Source organism: Tsukamurella ocularis, assembly GCF_024807615.1.
Classification (GTDB): Bacteria; Actinomycetota; Actinomycetes; order Mycobacteriales; family Mycobacteriaceae; genus Tsukamurella; species Tsukamurella ocularis.
On the sequence record NZ_JANUCJ010000001.1, the window covers coordinates 995,224 to 1,011,417 of the forward strand.

17 protein-coding genes are annotated in these 16,194 nt (G+C 59.6%); 14 read left to right on the top strand and 3 right to left on the bottom strand.

Annotation, left to right across the window (positions count from 1 at the left end):
• Positions 1–95 precede the first annotated feature (95 nt).
• Both HNP44_RS04915 and HNP44_RS04920 read left to right on the top strand, forming a co-directional pair.
• On the top strand, positions 96–1,136 hold the full coding sequence (locus HNP44_RS04915; protein ID WP_259141194.1) for a hypothetical protein: 1,041 nt from the start codon (positions 96–98) through the stop codon (positions 1,134–1,136).
• Positions 1,137–1,276: 140 nt separating this feature from the next.
• Positions 1,277–1,663, top strand: a complete 387-nt coding sequence (locus HNP44_RS04920; protein WP_259141193.1) for a hypothetical protein — start codon at positions 1,277–1,279, stop codon at positions 1,661–1,663.
• A 19-nt stretch (positions 1,664–1,682) separates the two neighbouring features.
• Here HNP44_RS04920 and HNP44_RS04925 read toward each other — a convergent pair whose 3' ends face one another.
• Positions 1,683–2,015 carry a hypothetical protein gene (locus tag HNP44_RS04925; protein WP_259172193.1) on the bottom strand — a complete coding sequence of 111 codons (333 nt, stop codon included), beginning with the start codon at positions 2,013–2,015 and terminating at the stop codon, positions 1,683–1,685.
• 113 nt (positions 2,016–2,128) lie between these two features.
• Here HNP44_RS04925 and HNP44_RS04930 point away from each other — a divergent pair, with 113 nt between their 5' ends.
• Together HNP44_RS04930 and HNP44_RS04935 are read left to right on the top strand one after the other, a co-directional pair.
• Entirely contained in the window at positions 2,129–2,503 is a 375-nt protein-coding gene (locus HNP44_RS04930) for a hypothetical protein (RefSeq protein WP_259144846.1), read from the top strand.
• Between the two features lie 80 nt (positions 2,504–2,583).
• Complete coding sequence (locus HNP44_RS04935; protein WP_259144845.1) at positions 2,584–2,880, top strand: hypothetical protein; 297 nt, start codon at positions 2,584–2,586, stop codon at positions 2,878–2,880.
• A 949-nt stretch (positions 2,881–3,829) separates the two neighbouring features.
• Here HNP44_RS04935 and HNP44_RS04940 read toward each other — a convergent pair.
• Together HNP44_RS04940 and HNP44_RS04945 are read right to left on the bottom strand one after the other, a co-directional pair.
• The gene (locus HNP44_RS04940) at positions 3,830–5,062 is read right to left on the bottom strand and encodes an NAD(P)/FAD-dependent oxidoreductase (RefSeq protein ID WP_259144844.1); all 1,233 of its coding nucleotides are present in this window, start codon (positions 5,060–5,062) and stop codon (positions 3,830–3,832) included.
• 16 nt (positions 5,063–5,078) lie between these two features.
• On the bottom strand, positions 5,079–5,654 hold the full coding sequence (locus HNP44_RS04945; protein WP_259144849.1) for a TetR/AcrR family transcriptional regulator: 576 nt from the start codon (positions 5,652–5,654) through the stop codon (positions 5,079–5,081).
• A gap of 284 nt (positions 5,655–5,938) precedes the next feature.
• On the opposite strand from HNP44_RS04945, the gene HNP44_RS04950 reads away from it, so the two are divergent.
• The 10 genes from HNP44_RS04950 (at position 5,939) to HNP44_RS04990 (ending at position 15,907) form a co-directional block, all read left to right on the top strand.
• A complete protein-coding gene (locus HNP44_RS04950; RefSeq protein ID WP_259144843.1) occupies positions 5,939–6,193 on the top strand; it encodes an acyl carrier protein in 255 nt (84 codons plus the stop codon).
• A gap of 1 nt (position 6,194) precedes the next feature.
• A complete protein-coding gene (locus HNP44_RS04955) occupies positions 6,195–7,412 on the top strand; it encodes a beta-ketoacyl-[acyl-carrier-protein] synthase family protein (protein ID WP_259144841.1) in 1,218 nt (405 codons plus the stop codon).
• Positions 7,409–8,386, top strand: a complete 978-nt coding sequence (locus tag HNP44_RS04960; protein WP_259144840.1) for a beta-ketoacyl synthase N-terminal-like domain-containing protein — start codon at positions 7,409–7,411, stop codon at positions 8,384–8,386. The genes HNP44_RS04955 and HNP44_RS04960 overlap by 4 nt, the downstream gene beginning before the upstream one ends.
• Positions 8,387–8,390: 4 nt before the next feature.
• Positions 8,391–8,861: an ester cyclase gene (locus HNP44_RS04965; protein ID WP_259144839.1), complete on the top strand. Its 471-nt coding sequence runs from the start codon at positions 8,391–8,393 to the stop codon at positions 8,859–8,861.
• On the top strand, positions 8,858–9,592 hold the full coding sequence (gene fabG / locus HNP44_RS04970) for a 3-oxoacyl-ACP reductase FabG (protein ID WP_259144838.1): 735 nt from the start codon (positions 8,858–8,860) through the stop codon (positions 9,590–9,592). Before HNP44_RS04965 ends, fabG begins: the two co-directional genes overlap by 4 nt.
• Before the next feature lie 20 nt (positions 9,593–9,612).
• Positions 9,613–10,047 carry a hotdog fold thioesterase gene (locus HNP44_RS20885; RefSeq protein ID WP_374758732.1) on the top strand — a complete coding sequence of 145 codons (435 nt, stop codon included), beginning with the start codon at positions 9,613–9,615 and terminating at the stop codon, positions 10,045–10,047.
• 1 nt (position 10,048) lies between these two features.
• Entirely contained in the window at positions 10,049–11,095 is a 1,047-nt protein-coding gene (locus tag HNP44_RS04975) for a ketoacyl-ACP synthase III family protein (protein ID WP_259144837.1), read from the top strand.
• A gap of 853 nt (positions 11,096–11,948) precedes the next feature.
• Entirely contained in the window at positions 11,949–13,049 is a 1,101-nt protein-coding gene (locus HNP44_RS04980; protein WP_259144836.1) for a phenazine antibiotic biosynthesis protein, read from the top strand.
• A complete protein-coding gene (locus HNP44_RS04985) occupies positions 13,049–14,404 on the top strand; it encodes an aldehyde dehydrogenase family protein (RefSeq protein ID WP_259144835.1) in 1,356 nt (451 codons plus the stop codon). The genes HNP44_RS04980 and HNP44_RS04985 overlap by 1 nt, the downstream gene beginning before the upstream one ends.
• A 72-nt stretch (positions 14,405–14,476) precedes the next feature.
• Positions 14,477–15,907: an MFS transporter gene (locus HNP44_RS04990; protein WP_259144834.1), complete on the top strand. Its 1,431-nt coding sequence runs from the start codon at positions 14,477–14,479 to the stop codon at positions 15,905–15,907.
• The last annotated feature ends 287 nt before the right edge of the window (positions 15,908–16,194 follow it).

Here is a 16,194-nt window from a genome sequence, read left to right on the forward strand (position 1 = left end):
CGATCGGCGAGGATTGCATACAGCGGCACTAGCGTGACCACCACTACTCCAGCACAGGCTGCTTAATGACCATCTTTGGGTGTACACTGCCCGACATGGATGCAGATGTGTTGCTCGGGTCCACCGAGACGAAGATTGTCGCCGCGCTCACGCGGCGCACCCTCGACGGCTACGCTGCCGTGGACCTGACGGACCTCATCGAGGACACCGCGGAGCCCCGGACGACGGTGCGCCGCGCTGTCGAGGATCTCGCAGACCGCGGTGAGGTTGAACTGGTGCGCGCCGGCCGGCGCGCGATCAGCGTCAAGCTGGCTGCCAGGCCCGCGGTCCTCACCGGCCTCGAGCATCTCGTCGTAGCACGGCAGGGGCCGCGCTACGCCGGGCCTTTCCACCGCACTGCCGGCCCTTACGGCGTATGCCCGTGGCTCGCCGGCGACTACACCGACCACCCCGAACTGGTGGTGCACGCCGACCTGGAGCTGCCGGGTGAGCAATACCCGAACCACACTCTCCCCCTGGGGCACGCGCGGATCCTCGCCGACCATATCGAGCGGATTCTCATCCCACTGTGGTCGGTCGAACCCGCGCTGCAGGGCGCATACCGCGTGGGTCATTCCGACCGGGCCCGCGCACTATGCCGGTGGGCGCAGAGCGCGATCGGGGACTTGCCCGCCCCCCACTTCGTCCTCCGGCAGGCCGCGGGGTGGGCAGAGCGGGGCGGTCACCACTCCATCGGAATGAAGGCTGAGCAGCGTGTCGCGCTCGACCTCAAGATCGCCGCAGCACACCTGACCAGGTGGGCGGAGGAGCTTCACGAGCTCACGAGAGCCACGCATGTTCGTGACGACGAGGCCCGTGAAGTCTTCCAGCTGCGCGGCCAGCTGCTGCGCGCCATCGACGGCGACGACGATCCCTTGTACCAGGAACACCTCGTCGAGCAGATTCGCATCCACGAGGGCAGGCTCGCCGCCGCCCGCGAGGGCCTGGTCTTCGCCTCCGAGCGGACCTCCGGATTCGGCGGGCCCGCCGACGACGTCGGCAACGCCGGCGAGGCGCTCCTCTCAGGTCTTTTCGACCGGGTCGCCCAGAATCTCACTGAGGTCGCTACCGACTTCCAGCCCCGCGCAACTACTTGAACTCTCCGCGCGCTACTACGGTCCTGGGCTTGTAGGGCTGACTATCAGAGTTGAGACGCGGTTTTCGAGCGGCCCAGTGACCTATTCGGGTCAGGCCCTTGCGATCGCCCCAGCTGCGTCCCCCCTGGCACACTCAGAGCATGGACGACGTTCTGACTGAGGATGCCCTCGCAGGTATTCGTGCACGTTTTCTCCCCGGGGCGTACCCGATGTTAGACATCCAGCCTGGGTGGTACCCGATCGTTGTTGACCTCGATCGAGAGCTCAATTCGATCGATCCGGAGTATCAGTTGGTGCAGGTCAAGGAGAAGTTCGGTGGTCTGCGCTACTACGTGGAGTTTGCGCCCGACAGGCCGCGTCCCGGGTTTGATGCCCTGATTCGGGCGGCGGAGCTGCGGTCGGAGCGAACATGTGAGGTATGCGGCGCTGAAGGGGGGCCGGCGCATCGGGGGAGCTGGGTTCGGACGCTCTGTGCTGCCGACGCGGCGGCGGACGATTTCGTCCCGGATGCGGACATCGTGGACTGATCCGCGAAGCCGGGGGTGCTCATCTGTCGGTCGCGGCGCCGATCTGTTCCAAGGGCACGGTGACCTCGTGATCGCCGTAGGTGAGGGTGATGCCGACCTCGCGGACACCAGCAGCGGCGGGGTGGACCTGTAGCGCCGCCAGAACGTCGGTGACTTCGGCGGTGCCGGTTGCGGCCACGAGGGTAGCTACTGCGCCGCGGAGAGTTTCGATGGCGCCGCGGTGACGCTCGTCGATCACCTGCTGTTCAGCGAGGATCGCGTCGACGTGCGCACGAAGCTCTGGATCGGACGGTATCCGGTCGAGGCGCTCATTGCCGGACCTGAGTCTGGCTGATCGGTTGGGCCTGGTCATGTGTGGAGTATCCACCCTGGGGCGCGGATCGGGGTGGACAAGTCTGACGGAATCACAGGATCATCGACACCGTGACAGACGATGCTGCGACCCCACTGGACGCTGGTGGCAACGTGCTTGACGAGATCGTCGGGCCGTTCTGGGATGCTGACAGTGCCGCCGCCTACCTGTCGCTGCGCGCGGACGAACTCGCCAGGAAGATCGAATCGGATCAGATCATCTGGGTGCCCCTCGCGAGCGGCACGCGGGTGTTCCCCGCCTGGCAGTTCGCCGCCGATCGCGAAGCTCAGGACAGGCTGCTGATCGTGTGGAAGGCGCTGCGAGCGGACGCAGATCCCTGGACCGCCGCGGTCTGGATGTGCTCGCCGGCGCGCGACCTCGACGGACAGTCGGTCCTCGACTACCTGGTAGGCGATCCATCGGATCCCCATCGTCTCGCGACGGTGATGGACCTTGTCGCCGTGGATACCGCAGGATGGCGGCAATAGGCGTGGCCGGCGGACAGGTTCAGGAGCCTACTGAGGGCGGGAGTTATGAAGGGCACCCTCGCCACGGAGGGCGATACCTGGTGCGCTCACGCAGCGCGGGCACGGATGTGTGGGCCGCTCTCGAGGTCGACGGAAAGTTGTACTGCTACCTCCCCGCGTCGGGGAGCTTCCATTTCAATCGGGGCCTCACGGCTGACTGGATATGGGACCGCGAACTGGATTACCAGCCAATCACCACCGCGCAGGTTCGCGATTGGACCGCCGCCGGCGCGGTCGGCGCGCTCGATCCGGTCGAACACAGCGCCGTTCTCCGTTCATTGCTTGAGGCGCGCTTGCTGACCGACGGCGCACTCAATTTCGTCGTCGAATCCGATTGACGTGCCGAGGCTTTCGTGGTGCCTCGACGCGAAGCCGTCGGCCTCCAGCCTCTCGGTTTCCGCCATCGTTGAGATCCCCAGTTTGTCTCGGTGCAGAACCAGTACGTTTAGATTCCGTTCTGCGGCACCGTCGTGGTCGTTCACTCGCTGGAATACGAGCGAGTGCGCGAGGAGATCGTCATAGTCATCGTTGCGGATTGATCAAGACGTCGGGCAACGATTCCGTCGAACGTGCTCGCCGCCAGCAGGAGCTACAGCCGTCGATGCGGCGCCCCGTGCTCCCCACGGTCGCGCGACCGCTCCAGACCGTCGCGTCGATTTCGATGAGCTGGACGGGCGCCCGGGTGGCAGCGGTGGCTATCGACCACGCTTCGGGTTCATGCACGACGCTTCTCGATCACCACAGCCCAAGACCACCGGCGCTCCAAATACGACCAGCCCTTCAGTTTGGACGTCGGGTGTCGGACTGGCATCTCTGCCACTCCGCCGTTGCGACCGTTGATCCAGAGCTGGATCTCGGCCCCACGTCGACCAGTCGCCATAGATGAGCAGGCAAGTTTCCGCCACGTAGTCAGCGTCGGCGTGGCGATAGCTGCGGACCCGTACGGCCTGCTCGCCGGCCTCCGAGATTCGCAACGCCCATGAACGGCCATCCACGGATTCCCACGAGCTTTATCTGCGGCTCCGCGACTGCGGCTCTACTGGAGAGCAACATTCTTGACCGGGCATCGGCGAGGCGCCCGGAGTACCTGAGAGCAGTTACCGCACATAGATCGAACGGACTTACCACCGCTGACTCCAGGAGACTCGACTGGCTTGGTCGACGGCCATCGAATACGTGGCGATCACCGGCATAGCAGCGCTGCGGCGTGACGCCGCAACTGTCACCGGTGCCCAGTCCAAGGAGCTCAGGCTCCTGGTCCGCCTTGGCTGAAGTGAACCTCGTAGATCAGCTCAACCGGCCAAGTGCCGCTCGAAGAGTGGCGGGTGCGGCCAGGTAAGAGCTTGCCGAGATCTGTCGAGATCCAAAGGCGTGAAATCGGTTCGCCTCGGTGGAGTCGCGCGCGGCCGCTGAGTACAGGATTCGTTCGAATAGATTGAGTCGTCTTCCGCTGGCGTACCCCTGCATGAGATGTGTATGCATCTTGGTCCCTGCCGATCGTCGTCGCTCGTATGTGCGCAGAGCTGCATCGATGGACTCGTAGCCGTCGAGGGTCCGCTTAGATGCTACATTTCCAATGCTGTCCGCAAGCCACTGCGCGCTAAGTAGAGCCCAGGCACATCCGATGCCCCAGAGAGGGTCGTTAGCACCAACAGCGTCTCCGATAAGCGCTGCTCCTGAGCGTGCCGCATCACGGTAGTAGAGAGGATAGTCGACAGTACCAATGATCTTGCCAGCGATGTTTTCGCGACCAACGCGAGGCGCGCCCGGAAGCCGATTAACGAAGTCAAGATAGGCCGCAGTACGGTCGTTCTCGAAATCCTTGTACTTGGACTTTTCCGGAATCACTGCCAAGACGCTAAGGTCGCCGTCGTTAGGCATTAGGTACGCGACGTCAGGGTCAAGGAACCAAGAAAGGGTCCGGTCGTCATCCGGACGCTCGATGTTACTGAGGTAAGCAAAGTAGCTAAACCGACCGTTTTCGACGATGCGGGTCGGGCTGCCTAGGCATTCGGCGATCTTCGAGTGCTTGCCATCTGCGCCGACGATTAGGTCTGCTTGCAGGACTACCTCTTCGCCATGACTCTTTCGGCAGACGAGCCCTTTGGCTCTTCCGTGCTCGAACACAACGGACTGAGTTTTCAGACCCAGGTGCAGGTCAACGTTGGGGTGGGCCGCGGCGTGTTTCCGAACAATAGGGTCCAGTGTTTCCCGGCGAATGTTATAGCTGGCGTTCAGACCGTGCTTTACAGGATTATCCGGGCTAATCCAGCCCCAGCGCGTCCAGTATTTGGGCACGGTTTCGACCATGCCGGCCCTTAGCAGTTCATCCGTGACCCCGATTCGATCGAGTACGGGGGAGCCGCAGCCATGAATGTGGTGCGTGCATAGGACCTTGTACGAGTCAGACGAGCTCCTAGCCTCGACCAACGCGACTCGATTACCTTGCTCAGCGAGAAGGATAGCGGCTGCGCATCCCGCAATACTTGCTCCGTTGATGATGATGTCGTAGCGGTCCATGGTGTGTGTGAGCCTTTCAGTTGCCGCCGATATATGCATAATCGGCCTCGGTGATTACGCGGGTGTCTCCATTGTTCTCAAAGTCAGGACCGACGTTCGTCGCGCCAATTATCGCCATTCCATTTAGGTGTTCACCAAGGGCCATGAACACCCGAAACTCCTCAATGGGTACGTCCTTCACGGCTTTGCGAAGGCGAGTCCAGTGATCGCGATACGCGTCGCGCACAGCAGCGGTCAACTCCGGATTATCGGCTGCCGCGAACGCCTGCAACTTCAGGACAAGTGGCGAACGATCTTGGACCAGCTTCTTGTAGTGGCGGCCCATAGCGACTAGGCCTGCTGTGCCAGTGGCGCCCTCGGCAGCGGCAACCATGCCGTCTGTCAGGTCAGACATGACGGACTGGAACGCCTCGGCGAACAGTCCTGCCTTCCCAGCGAAACTCTTGTAGACGTACGGCGTCGACACTCCAGCTTCGCTTGCGATGGCCTCTATCGAGGCACCGGCGTAGCCATCACGCGCGAAGTGGACAGCCGCAATCGTGCGCAACTGCAACAATCGTGCCTGCCTGGACATCCGTGAGCCAGTCTTCATGTACACACCGTCCTCGTCTAGACCTTCGTCGCGCCGACGGTCCGTCAGACCGCCGGCACACTGTAAGTTACTACTCACTTCACAGCAGCGCCAGCTAACTCTCCAACTGGCCTATTGTCCCAGGTCAGCACTGTTACGAGGTTGTGAACATAAGTATACGTTCTATGACCATCGCTTGCGGAGGAGCAAGTGGAGCCCTACTGTCGGCGTGTGGGCGCCAACCAGCCCGCGACATATCGGGAGGTTCTCGCGCAGGCGAGGGCCATCGCAGAGAGGTGCAGACCGTGACCGCAGCAGATATCACGCCTGTTGAGATCGACAAGAAGTTGCGCGAGATCGTCGTCGATGTATTTGAGATCGGCGATCCACAGTCGCTCACCCTGACGAGTAGCTTCGTCGATGACCACGAAGGCGACTCTCTGGGCATGATCGAGATCGCATCTCGGGTCGAGGCGGATCTCGCAATTGTCATTCCGACAGAGCGTCTTGAATCCGTCGACAACCTCGGGGACCTGATCCGCGTTGTGGTCGGCAACTGAGGTGAGCCGTCGGCACCGAGTCCTTGTTACCGGAATCGGCACCGTCTCGCCTGCGGGAGCGCACGCGGGGCGCGCGTTCGGGCAAGTTCTGCAAGCGAATCGGTCTTACACCGGGCCAATCAAGTCCGTTGACGTGCGAGATCTGAAGGACCAGTGCGGAGGCGAAGTTACCGTGGCACTGCCCGTCCTCAGGTCGAACAGGGGCGGCCGCGCGTCGACCCTTGCCGCCTACGCCGCGGAAATCGCGATCAACGATGCCCGACTTGACGACGCGCCTCAACGGCGGGTCGCTGTCGCGGTCGGTACTACCAACGGTGAGTCGGCCAGCATTGAGGATTGGGCTCGTCGCGAGGGTCAGGACTCAAGATCCAAACAGGATTGCCATATGCAGCCGTCGGGCTCCGGTCTCGAGCCGCATAGCCTGACTGCGTCCGTCATCGATCATCTACGACTTCAAAGCGTCGAGTCTCAGACATTTGCCACTGCGTGCGCAGCTGGCAATTACGCGATCATGTATGGAGCCGAGTTGATTGCGCACGGAGACGCCCAGGTGGCAGTTGTCGGCGGAGCCGACGCCTACAATCGTTGGGGCCATGTAGGATTCGCTCGCCTCGGCGCGGTCGCGGCGAGCGAGTGCAGGCCGTTCGACGCGCATCGGGACGGCATGCTTCCATCGGAAGGCGCCGCATTTCTGGTGTTGGAGTCCGAGCAATCGGCGCGTAAGAGGTCTGCGCGTGTTTACGCCGAACTTCGTGGATCGGCATTGACTTGTGACGCTAAGCATCCAACGGCTCCGGACCAGGCGGGGGTCGTCCGCTGTGCTGAGCTCGCACTCGAACGCGCGCGGCTCGATCCGTCCGAACTGGACTACATCTCGGCTCATGGAACCGGCACTCACGCAAATGATCTCACTGAAGCGGGAGCTATGGCGCTGGTGCTCGCTGCATCAGGTAGAGCAACGCCGATTAGCTCGGTCAAGTCTAGCCTCGGCCACATGATGGGCGCAGCGAGCGCTATCGGGGCGGCCGCCAGCTGTCTCAGCATCTCGGGGCAATTCGTGCCCCCCACGGTTCATCTTCGCCACGTAGACCCCGAGTTGGAACACGCTTCTCTTGACTTCCCGCGCAAGGCGCGGCCGGGACGGGTAAAAGCTGCGATGAATAACGGATTCGCCTTCGGCGGAAACAATGCAATAACTGTCTTCGGAGAGTACTCATGAACAACGAAGACGCGCTGATCGTCGACTATGTCTCGGCAAATCGGCCAATTGCCGGGTTCCGGGCAGAGTCAGAACAAATGGCGGCTATGCCAAAAGGCACTAAACATCTTGATCAATTGTCGAAACTCGCCATTGGCGCAGGCATGGAGGCATCGGCAGCGCGGCCAGAGTTGGCTGACCGGAGAACAGCTGTTATAACGGCAACCTCCGGAAGTCTACAGAGCGCAGTCGACTACTACGTTCGCAGCGTCGACAATGGGGCATCGACGGTGAGCCCACGAGGCTTTCCATCAACTGTACTCAATTGCGCATCCAGTCAGATCGCACTCCACATAAAGTGCGAAGGCCCCAATGCGACGCTAACCTCCGGCAATACATCTCTCGCCGCCGCGCTTCGATACGCGCGCCTACTCTTCCGTAGCGACCTCGCTGATCGGGCGCTTGTTGTCGGAGCCGAAGAGAAGACCGTATCGCGCGTACACGAGAGACTCGCGCGGGGAGCTCTCGCTGAAGAGACAGACCTAGGCGAGGGCGGGATCGCCCTAGTTGTGCGTCCCAACGACGGGAAATTCGAGGCGGGCGCCAAAGCACCGTTGCGCGTGCTAGCAGCGGCACGAATCGCTGGAGGGGCAAAAGCCGGAGTATCCCTAACGGAGGCGATCGAACGTGCGCTCGACGAGGGAGGCTTGGAAGCCAGCACGGTCAACGAAGTCCGCACCACCTGCGACTTCAGACCGGATCTTCGCGACATAGAAAGACAGGTTGTCGAATCCGCGCTGGCCAGGACGAACGCTGAAGTTATTCCGCTGAGCCCTTCGATCGGAGATTTGGGGGCCGCGACATCAATGACTCGGATCAGTGAAATCGCGACTGCGGTCCTAGGAACCGTCTGTCTAATAACGTCAATTGAAAGCGATGGCTCGGCCGGCGCTGTTGTCGTCGCGGTCGGCACTAGCGATATTGAGGAAGGGTGATGGTATGACCGATATTGGATTTGAGACGACGATCTGGCGCCATTGGACCGCGCTCTGGAACGGGGAAATCGATCAGGCCGATCCCGAATCATTTATTGCAGACGAGACCCGGGTCCATCTACCCAAGTTCGGTATGCCCCCCGAGCACACGCTCGCTACACGGTCGTCAGTAGTCAACTGGATTAATGGCTTCCGGAGCTTCTACGCGCCAGACGCGAGGTTTGCCGCAGAACTTGGTCCATGGTTGATCGACGAATACGTAATTGCGCGGTGGAAATTCACAGGCACGTGGATATCTGGCGCGCCAGCAGGGGCACTCGCGGCGTCAGGGACGGCGGTGGCAATCTCAGGCGTCGACATTCTCCGCATCGACAACAGCAAGCGGATCGCAGAGTACTGGCTCACGGACGACCAGCTCGATCTATATAGCCAGCTCGCCGCTCCTGTTCCCGTCGGACAGAGGAACGAAGTATGAGACCAGTCGCCGTAATTACCGGTTCATCGAGAGGCCTTGGTGCAGCGCTGATGGTCTCGTTCGCCCAGGCGGGTTATGACGTTGCCGGGTGCTACCGGACGCATCCAGCGGGCACAGACCGGGTACGGCTAGCCGTCGAGGATACCGGCGCGCGGTACCTAGGTGAGGTGTGTGACATAGGAGACGTGAAGGATGTTAAGCGCTTCTTTGCTACCGTAATCGACACCCTCGGCGCGCCAAGTGTAGTCATCGCAAATGCAGGGATCACTGAAGATACGCCCATAGCACTCATGTCCGACGACCAATGGCAGCGAGTGATCGATACCAACCTTACGGGATCATTTTACGTGATGCGCGAGGCTGCCGCTGTCATGAGACGGCAGCGGCAGGGCGCAATCATCGCGATGTCCTCGGTAGCCGGGATGCGCGGCCAGGTGGGACAGGCGAATTACGCGGCAGCGAAGTCGGGACTGATTGCCGTTACGAAGACGCTTTCACTCGAGGTTGCCCGTCAGGGAATCCGGGTCAATTCGATCCTGCCCGGCTATATCGCGAGTGACATGACACAGGCAATGCCCGAGAAGACACGAGACAGAGCGATGAGCTCAATTCCACTCCGGAGGTTCGGAAAACCCGAGGAGGTTGCTGGAATGGCTCTCTATCTCGCCTCAGACGCAGCGGCGTACGTAACCGGACAATCATTTGTCATTGATGGCGGGCTGACAGCGTGAATAGAACATTCGGAGAAGCGGTGCAACTCCCAGGCAACGTTACGACGCTACTCGATAACAGGGGGCTTACCGAGGGGGAACTATATTTCGCGCTAGGAATTCAGATCGACGAAGCATCGGCCACGGGAGGTATCGCCTCAATTCCTGTGTCTGGAAACACGCAGCCATACGGACTGCTTCACGGCGGCGCAAGTATTGCCCTAGCAGAGACGATTGCTTCGCTATGTGCCATGCTTTCATGCCGACAGGATCAAATTGCGGTTGGTACACGTGTTGAAGCTAGCCATATCCGGCCGGCCAGGCGGGGTCGAGCAACCGCGCGGGCGGTAATGGTAGCGCGTACAGAGAGCCTGAGACAATATAAGGTAACCGTCTCTGACGATAGTAGACACATACTATCCGAGGTCGACATCGAATGCCGAGTTCTCGACGCCCGGAAGCCTAAGGGGATTTGACATGCAACAGATCTGCGTTGTCGGTAGCGCTGTTCACCTACCTGCCGGGACAGAGACGGTAGACCATGCGATTGAGCAAAAGATGATTACCCGGACCGAGGCCGGCGGGCTTGGAGTCGAGCGCGTGCATATCGCGGGGAAGGAAGAGAACGCGCCAAACCTCGCGGTACGCGCAGTCAAAGAATCGCTTAGGTCCGCCGCTGTGGAGCCTCGGTCCGTTAGCTTCTTCGGGTACGGCCACACCTATTACCAAGGCCATGACTTCTGGTCGCCGGCGCACTACGTCGCGCGGCAAACGGACATGCTGAATGCGACCCCGGTGTCAATAAATCAAATGTGCAATGGCGGTGCAGCCGGACTATCCATCGCCAGCTCCCACTTACGAGCGACTCAAGACAAGGGAGCCGCGGTGGTAGCCACATCCGACGTCTTCAAATCGCCGGGATTCAACAGATGGTCGGGCGATTACGATACCGCATACGGGGACGGTGCCACAGCTACAGTACTCGCGAATTTCACCCCGAGCGCACCACACCTTCAGCTCCTGGCGTGCCAATCCACCTCCTCCTCACGGTTCGAGGCAATGTATAGAGGCGAAGACCAATTTATGGCAGTGCCGCACGAGCGGCGCAAGGCTATCGATATCAAGGCGACAAAGAGAGCATTCTTTCGAGCCGAAGGCGGTGCAGCGGCATTTCGTGAGGAAGCAACACTAGCCATTTCGAGGCTATTTATTCGAGCACTCGGGCAGGCGCGGGTTCGATGCGACGAACTGTCATATGTCCTGTTGCCGCGCCTGAGTCCGAAAGTGCTTGATCTGATGTACGCGCCTTTGCTTGACGGCACTGAGGCTATCTGCCTGAGATCAGATACTGGGCACCTAGGCGCTGGCGACTTCCTCGCAAATCTCGATTACGCGGTGCACGACGACTCCCTTAAGGTTGGCGGCACTGTCGCGGTCATCGGCGGCGGAGGAGGATTTACTTGGACGGCAGCGGTATTCAGAAAAGCGGAGGGGAGAAGCCGTGACCTCGTCAAGCGTACTTAGAACCGGGATGCCGATAGGAGCGTCGATCCGCCGGACCTCAGTTGGTCGGATGGAAATCGGGTTCCCCTCGGCGGCGGCCCCCTATGAGTCGCACTTTCCAGGTTACCCCGTCATCCCGGCGGTAAGCCTTCTTGCGGCGGTAGTGACGGCAGTACAAGCCGACCTGCCTTCTCATTCGCATCTCTCGGAGCTCGGCCCTACTGTCTTCAGGGCACCTGTGATCCCAGGTGCAGTCCTTAATGCTTCTGTTAACACCGACCCAGTCAACGAGTGGACGGACTTCCGACTCCAGACGGGCGTAAACAGTCGATCCGTGGTCCGTGGAACGCTCAAGATTGCGGAGAGGTCGCGCCTATCGGCCTTGGAGGAACCGCAGCAGGCTGGTTCCGCCAATGCGACGCCCTCCAATGCCATCTATAGTCGACTCCCGCACCGCCCACCGATGTTGCTCATTTCGGCGTGGTCCGAAGAGGCCGAAATAACGACCGATACTGTTCCCGTCGTCGGATCTCCTTCAGAGGTACGACTACTTATGCTTGAGGCTTGGGCGCAGGCGGCATGTCTACAACTGAACACAGAGAAGGGCAGTCTTCCGGTAATTGCATCAATCGAGTTCGCCCGGTGGACTGCGCCGACGGATTCCGGTAGCCGCGAGCAGCAGTGGCGTCACCAGATAGAGGACGCAAGGGACCTCCCGAGCACAGGAATGAAGCGAGTTGAAGGCCGAGTAGAACTCGCCGGACGAAGCATATTAGAGGCTGCGGTGGTCGTTGCTGCTCGGCCGGTCATCTAGCACTCAACCAGCCGTTGCTAGCAGACAGAATTCACCCAAAATTGTCACAGGAGGCCATCAATGCCCGATATCCTTCAGCCTTGCCCAGTACAAGGCTTGATCACGGATCTTGAAATGCAACGGCAGTATATCAGTGAACTGATGCGCTGGCACTTCTCAGAAAGTACAGGGTCTCCGTTCTGGCTCTCAAAGAGAGACAGCCTGGGATTTGACCCCATCGCTGACGTACATACTTTCAGTGATCTGACGCAGTTCCCAAATATCGTCGATGAGCTCCGCGGAGTGGCTGTGGAGGATCTGGTGCCGGCGGGCCTTAGGGACGCGGACGTTGCGGCCGTTCTCGAGTCAGGAGGTACGACGGGGGCGCCTAAGCGGTTCCTAATGTTTGAGGAATGGTTTGGCGCGTACTTCGGATGGGCTGGTATGCGGTCACCGTCAGGACTCGCCGGAAGCGGTGCAAACCTCCTCGCCACTACTCCGACTGGTCCACATATGATCGGTGAAGTAACTGTCCGTCAGGCGAAGTCAATGGGGGGAAGGAGGTTTACGATCGATATCGATCCGCGGTGGGTGAAGAAGCTTCTTGCAAACGGTGAGAAGGCTCAGGCGGACGCGTATGTTGAACACTTGGTCGACCAAACGGCCGATATCTTGGAAAGCCAGACCATCGGCGCAATCCAGACAATTCCGGTTATTCTCGAACGGCTCGCAGAGCGCCCCAAGCTCGTCGAGAAGATTCGCGAGGACGTGAAGCGAATCGCATGGGGCGGCGCGCATATGGACGCCGATACGCGCGACTTCTTGAAGACTGAAGTCTTTCCAGGTATTCCGATCGTGGGTGGCTATGGAAGTACGACGATTATGAGTGTAGCGGTGGAGTGTGGAGCACCTCGGAGCGATGGACTGGCACAGTTCGAGCCGTTTAGCCCTTACGTCTTTTTTGATATCGTTGATGAGCTTGGCAACGTAGTGCCGGTAGGCGAACGGGGCCAGGTGCGTATGAATCATGTTACAAAGTACGCCTTCGTGCCAAACAACCTTGAACGCGACACCGCAATCAGGGCGCCTATGAGTGACGAAAGACTTGTGGGTTCGGCCGCGGTTGATGTTCGACCAATTTCTGAGTTTCAAGGGATTGCCGTCAATGAGGGTGTTTACTGATGACGAACGCCACGATCATCCGTCCGTTCGGTCCGGACTATGGTCCGACTGAAACGCGCAACTCCATTCTACTTGACTCGGGCAGGTCGGGTGAACCGTCTGAGGTCTATACTGTTCCGGCGCTTGTAGCACGCGCAATGATCAATCGTGTGGCCGGAGCGCTGCCTATTCGGACTACCGCGGCGCTTGAGCAGATGGGTGTCGCCGCGGAACTGTTCGCTGATTCGACTGTCGATGGCGTTGATTTTGAAGGGTACCTAGGCGAGCTCGAGGAATTCTGTGGCCTTTCTTCCTCGGTAGCCCGCAGGTCTGCCGAAGGCATCGTAAGGGCGCTGCGCGAAGCAGGTCAGGTGCTCGAGGCCGAGCGACCAAGGGGAGCAGAGCTGTATGGAGCAACCTTGGACGCAGGCGGTGGGGGTGCAGTATGGTCACGCAGAGGCCGCTCCCTCGCGGTGATTGCCCCTGGGAACACGCCGGGCGCCCATAGTCTTTGGCCTATCGCTCTGGCGTACGGATACGGGGTTGTGGTTCGTCCTTCCGTCAAGGATCCGTTCACTCCTTACCGCTTGGTTAAGTGCTTGGCGAACGCCGGATTTGACGATCAGATCTCCTACATTCCTACAAGCCACGAGACTGTGGATTCGATCGTCGAATGCGCTGACTTTACGCTGCTTTACGGAGGGAGCGACGTCGTAGCCAAGTACGCCAACAGCCCTAAAGTTGTTACGCAGGGCCCAGGACAATCGAAGATTGTTGTAGATTGCTTGGCGCAAGCGCTTGAGCATTTGGATTTGATAGTCGAATCAATCACTGATCACAATGGCGCGGCGTGCACGTGCGCAACGAGCGTTTTGACCCTATCTGGTGATCACGAGGAGATTGCGAAAGCGATCGCAACGCGAATTATGGAGACCGAGTCGGATCGGCCCGTAATTCGATTGCCTGACGGTCGAGCGGCTGCGCTTCGGGCAGCGGTGCTTGCTGCAGCTGGTCCCTCAAGAAACTATATCAACGCGGAAATCGCTGATGCCGATGGCAGCGGCTACTCGACCGTTCGACCTGCGGTGTTCTCGGTCGATTCTGACGTTAATACTCGGATAAATAGCGAATTTGGCTTCCCCTGCGTGTGGGTGGCGTCAGTGGCAGATGATGAGCTCCAGCGTGCGATATCGACTTCCCTGGTGCTTACGACAATGAGTACGGACAAGAGAATCGTCGATTTCGCTTCCGCTGATCCTACGGTGCGGAACATTTATGTGGGGCGACAGAAGACAACGTGGATGAGTCCGGTTGTTCCGCACGACGGGTACTTGTCGGAGCATTTGATGTTCTCGAAAGGGGCGATCAGTTGTTAGAAGGACGCCTCGAACCGCGTGTTGGTTCGCGATATGCCTATCCAAGACAGATGACAGGAACGAGGTTCCGAAGTGAGCGTAGCTCGCCCCTCCTCTGGTGACGTGGTGAAAAGATTCCATTACCGCCGGCGCACCTACGAGGCTATTGTATTTGTGGTCGTGTGTTCAGCTTTCGTCCTCACAAGCCTCGATATGATGGTCGTGAACGTAGCGTTCCCTGATTTGCTCCGAGAGTTTAAGGGGACTTCGACAGGGACATTGAGCTGGACGCTGAATGCTTACACGGTAGTTTACGCTGCTCTAATCATCCCAGCGGGACGCCTTGCTGACCGTTTTGGACGCAAGCTCGTCTTTTTGGCGGGGCTTGGCGTATTTACTTTAGGTAGCGCTCTCTGTAGCGCTGCACCAGGTATCGAGGCGTTGATCTTCGCAAGGGTGGTGCAGGCTGTAGGGGCAGCATTCTTGACTCCGTCATCGATGGGCCTCCTCCTACAGGTGTTCACCCGCAAGGAACACCCACGCGTTGTGGCTAGCTGGTCGGCAGCTGGTGGGCTTGCTGCGGCGCTCGCGCCAGTTGTAGGTGGGCTGTTGGTGCAATTCGACTGGCGTTTGATATTCCTAATTAATGTTCCTATAGGAATTGCAGCCCTCGCTGTCGGAGTTCGGTACTTACCTCAGAGGCCGACGCGGCACGATAGAGCGCATCAGAATGTTCTCCCGGTAGTGGCCGTGATCGCGAGCTCTGGAGGACTAATTGGCGCGTTGGTCATCGGCAACGACGCGAATGACTCCGCCGTTCGGTGGTGCTTGCTCGGTGTGGCCGGCATCTTCGGCGTGTATCTAGTCATGGATACTAGAAATGCCGCAGACCCATTGCTTTCTCGGGTACTTGTCAGTAACAAGGCGTTTAATGCCGTTAATGCCGCAGGCTTCTTCTACAGTGTTGCATTCGGAATAATGATGCTCTCGATCGTCATGTACGCGCAGGATGTCCGCGGATTTTCACCTCTCCAGACAGGTTTAGCGATTGCGCCCGGTACGCTCCTCATGCCGATTGCTGCCCGTATGACTCCGGCTATCATTAGTAGGCTCGGCGCCGCGCGTACAGGAGCTGGCTCTTGTCTTCTCCTCGGTGCTGGCATGTGCTGGTGGACGATTACCGTCTCAACCCATTGGCCGTACGCGGTGGCAATGATGCCAGGTTCAGTTCTCGCGTCGATAGGTACCATCTGCGGCATGATTACGCTTGCAGGTAGTGTCGCCTCGGTTTCCCCTAAGAACCTCTATTCGTCAGGATCCGCGATTCACACAATGGTGAAACAACTTGGCATTGCTCTCGGGGTGGCCGGACTTGTCGCCTGCACGCAACAGGTCCGTGGTTTAGATACAGGCCTCCGGGGCGGTTGGATAATCGGGGTTGCGAGCGCAGTTGTCGCGAGCATCATATTACTCTCGCTCGATCGCAGCGAGCGGAGGCCTACTACAAACGGAGGAAGAGCATGACGAGTGTCCGTGAAGTAAGCGTGACAGAGGCAGAACAAGTCTGGACGCAGTGGCTATCAATGTGGAATGAGGAGCCGAGCGTGGCGAGGAGGATCGTGTCTACAGAGCGATTCTCCTTACACCTCCCTGACGCGACTGCCACCATCGATCCGTCACTTATTCGTGGCGGGATAGACCTAGAGGACTGGGTCAGGTCATTCTCCGCTCGGTTCGACAACCTGCGGTACCAGACCGACTTCGGTCCACTGATTGATGGCGACCGGTTCGCGTTTAGGTGGACTGGTACC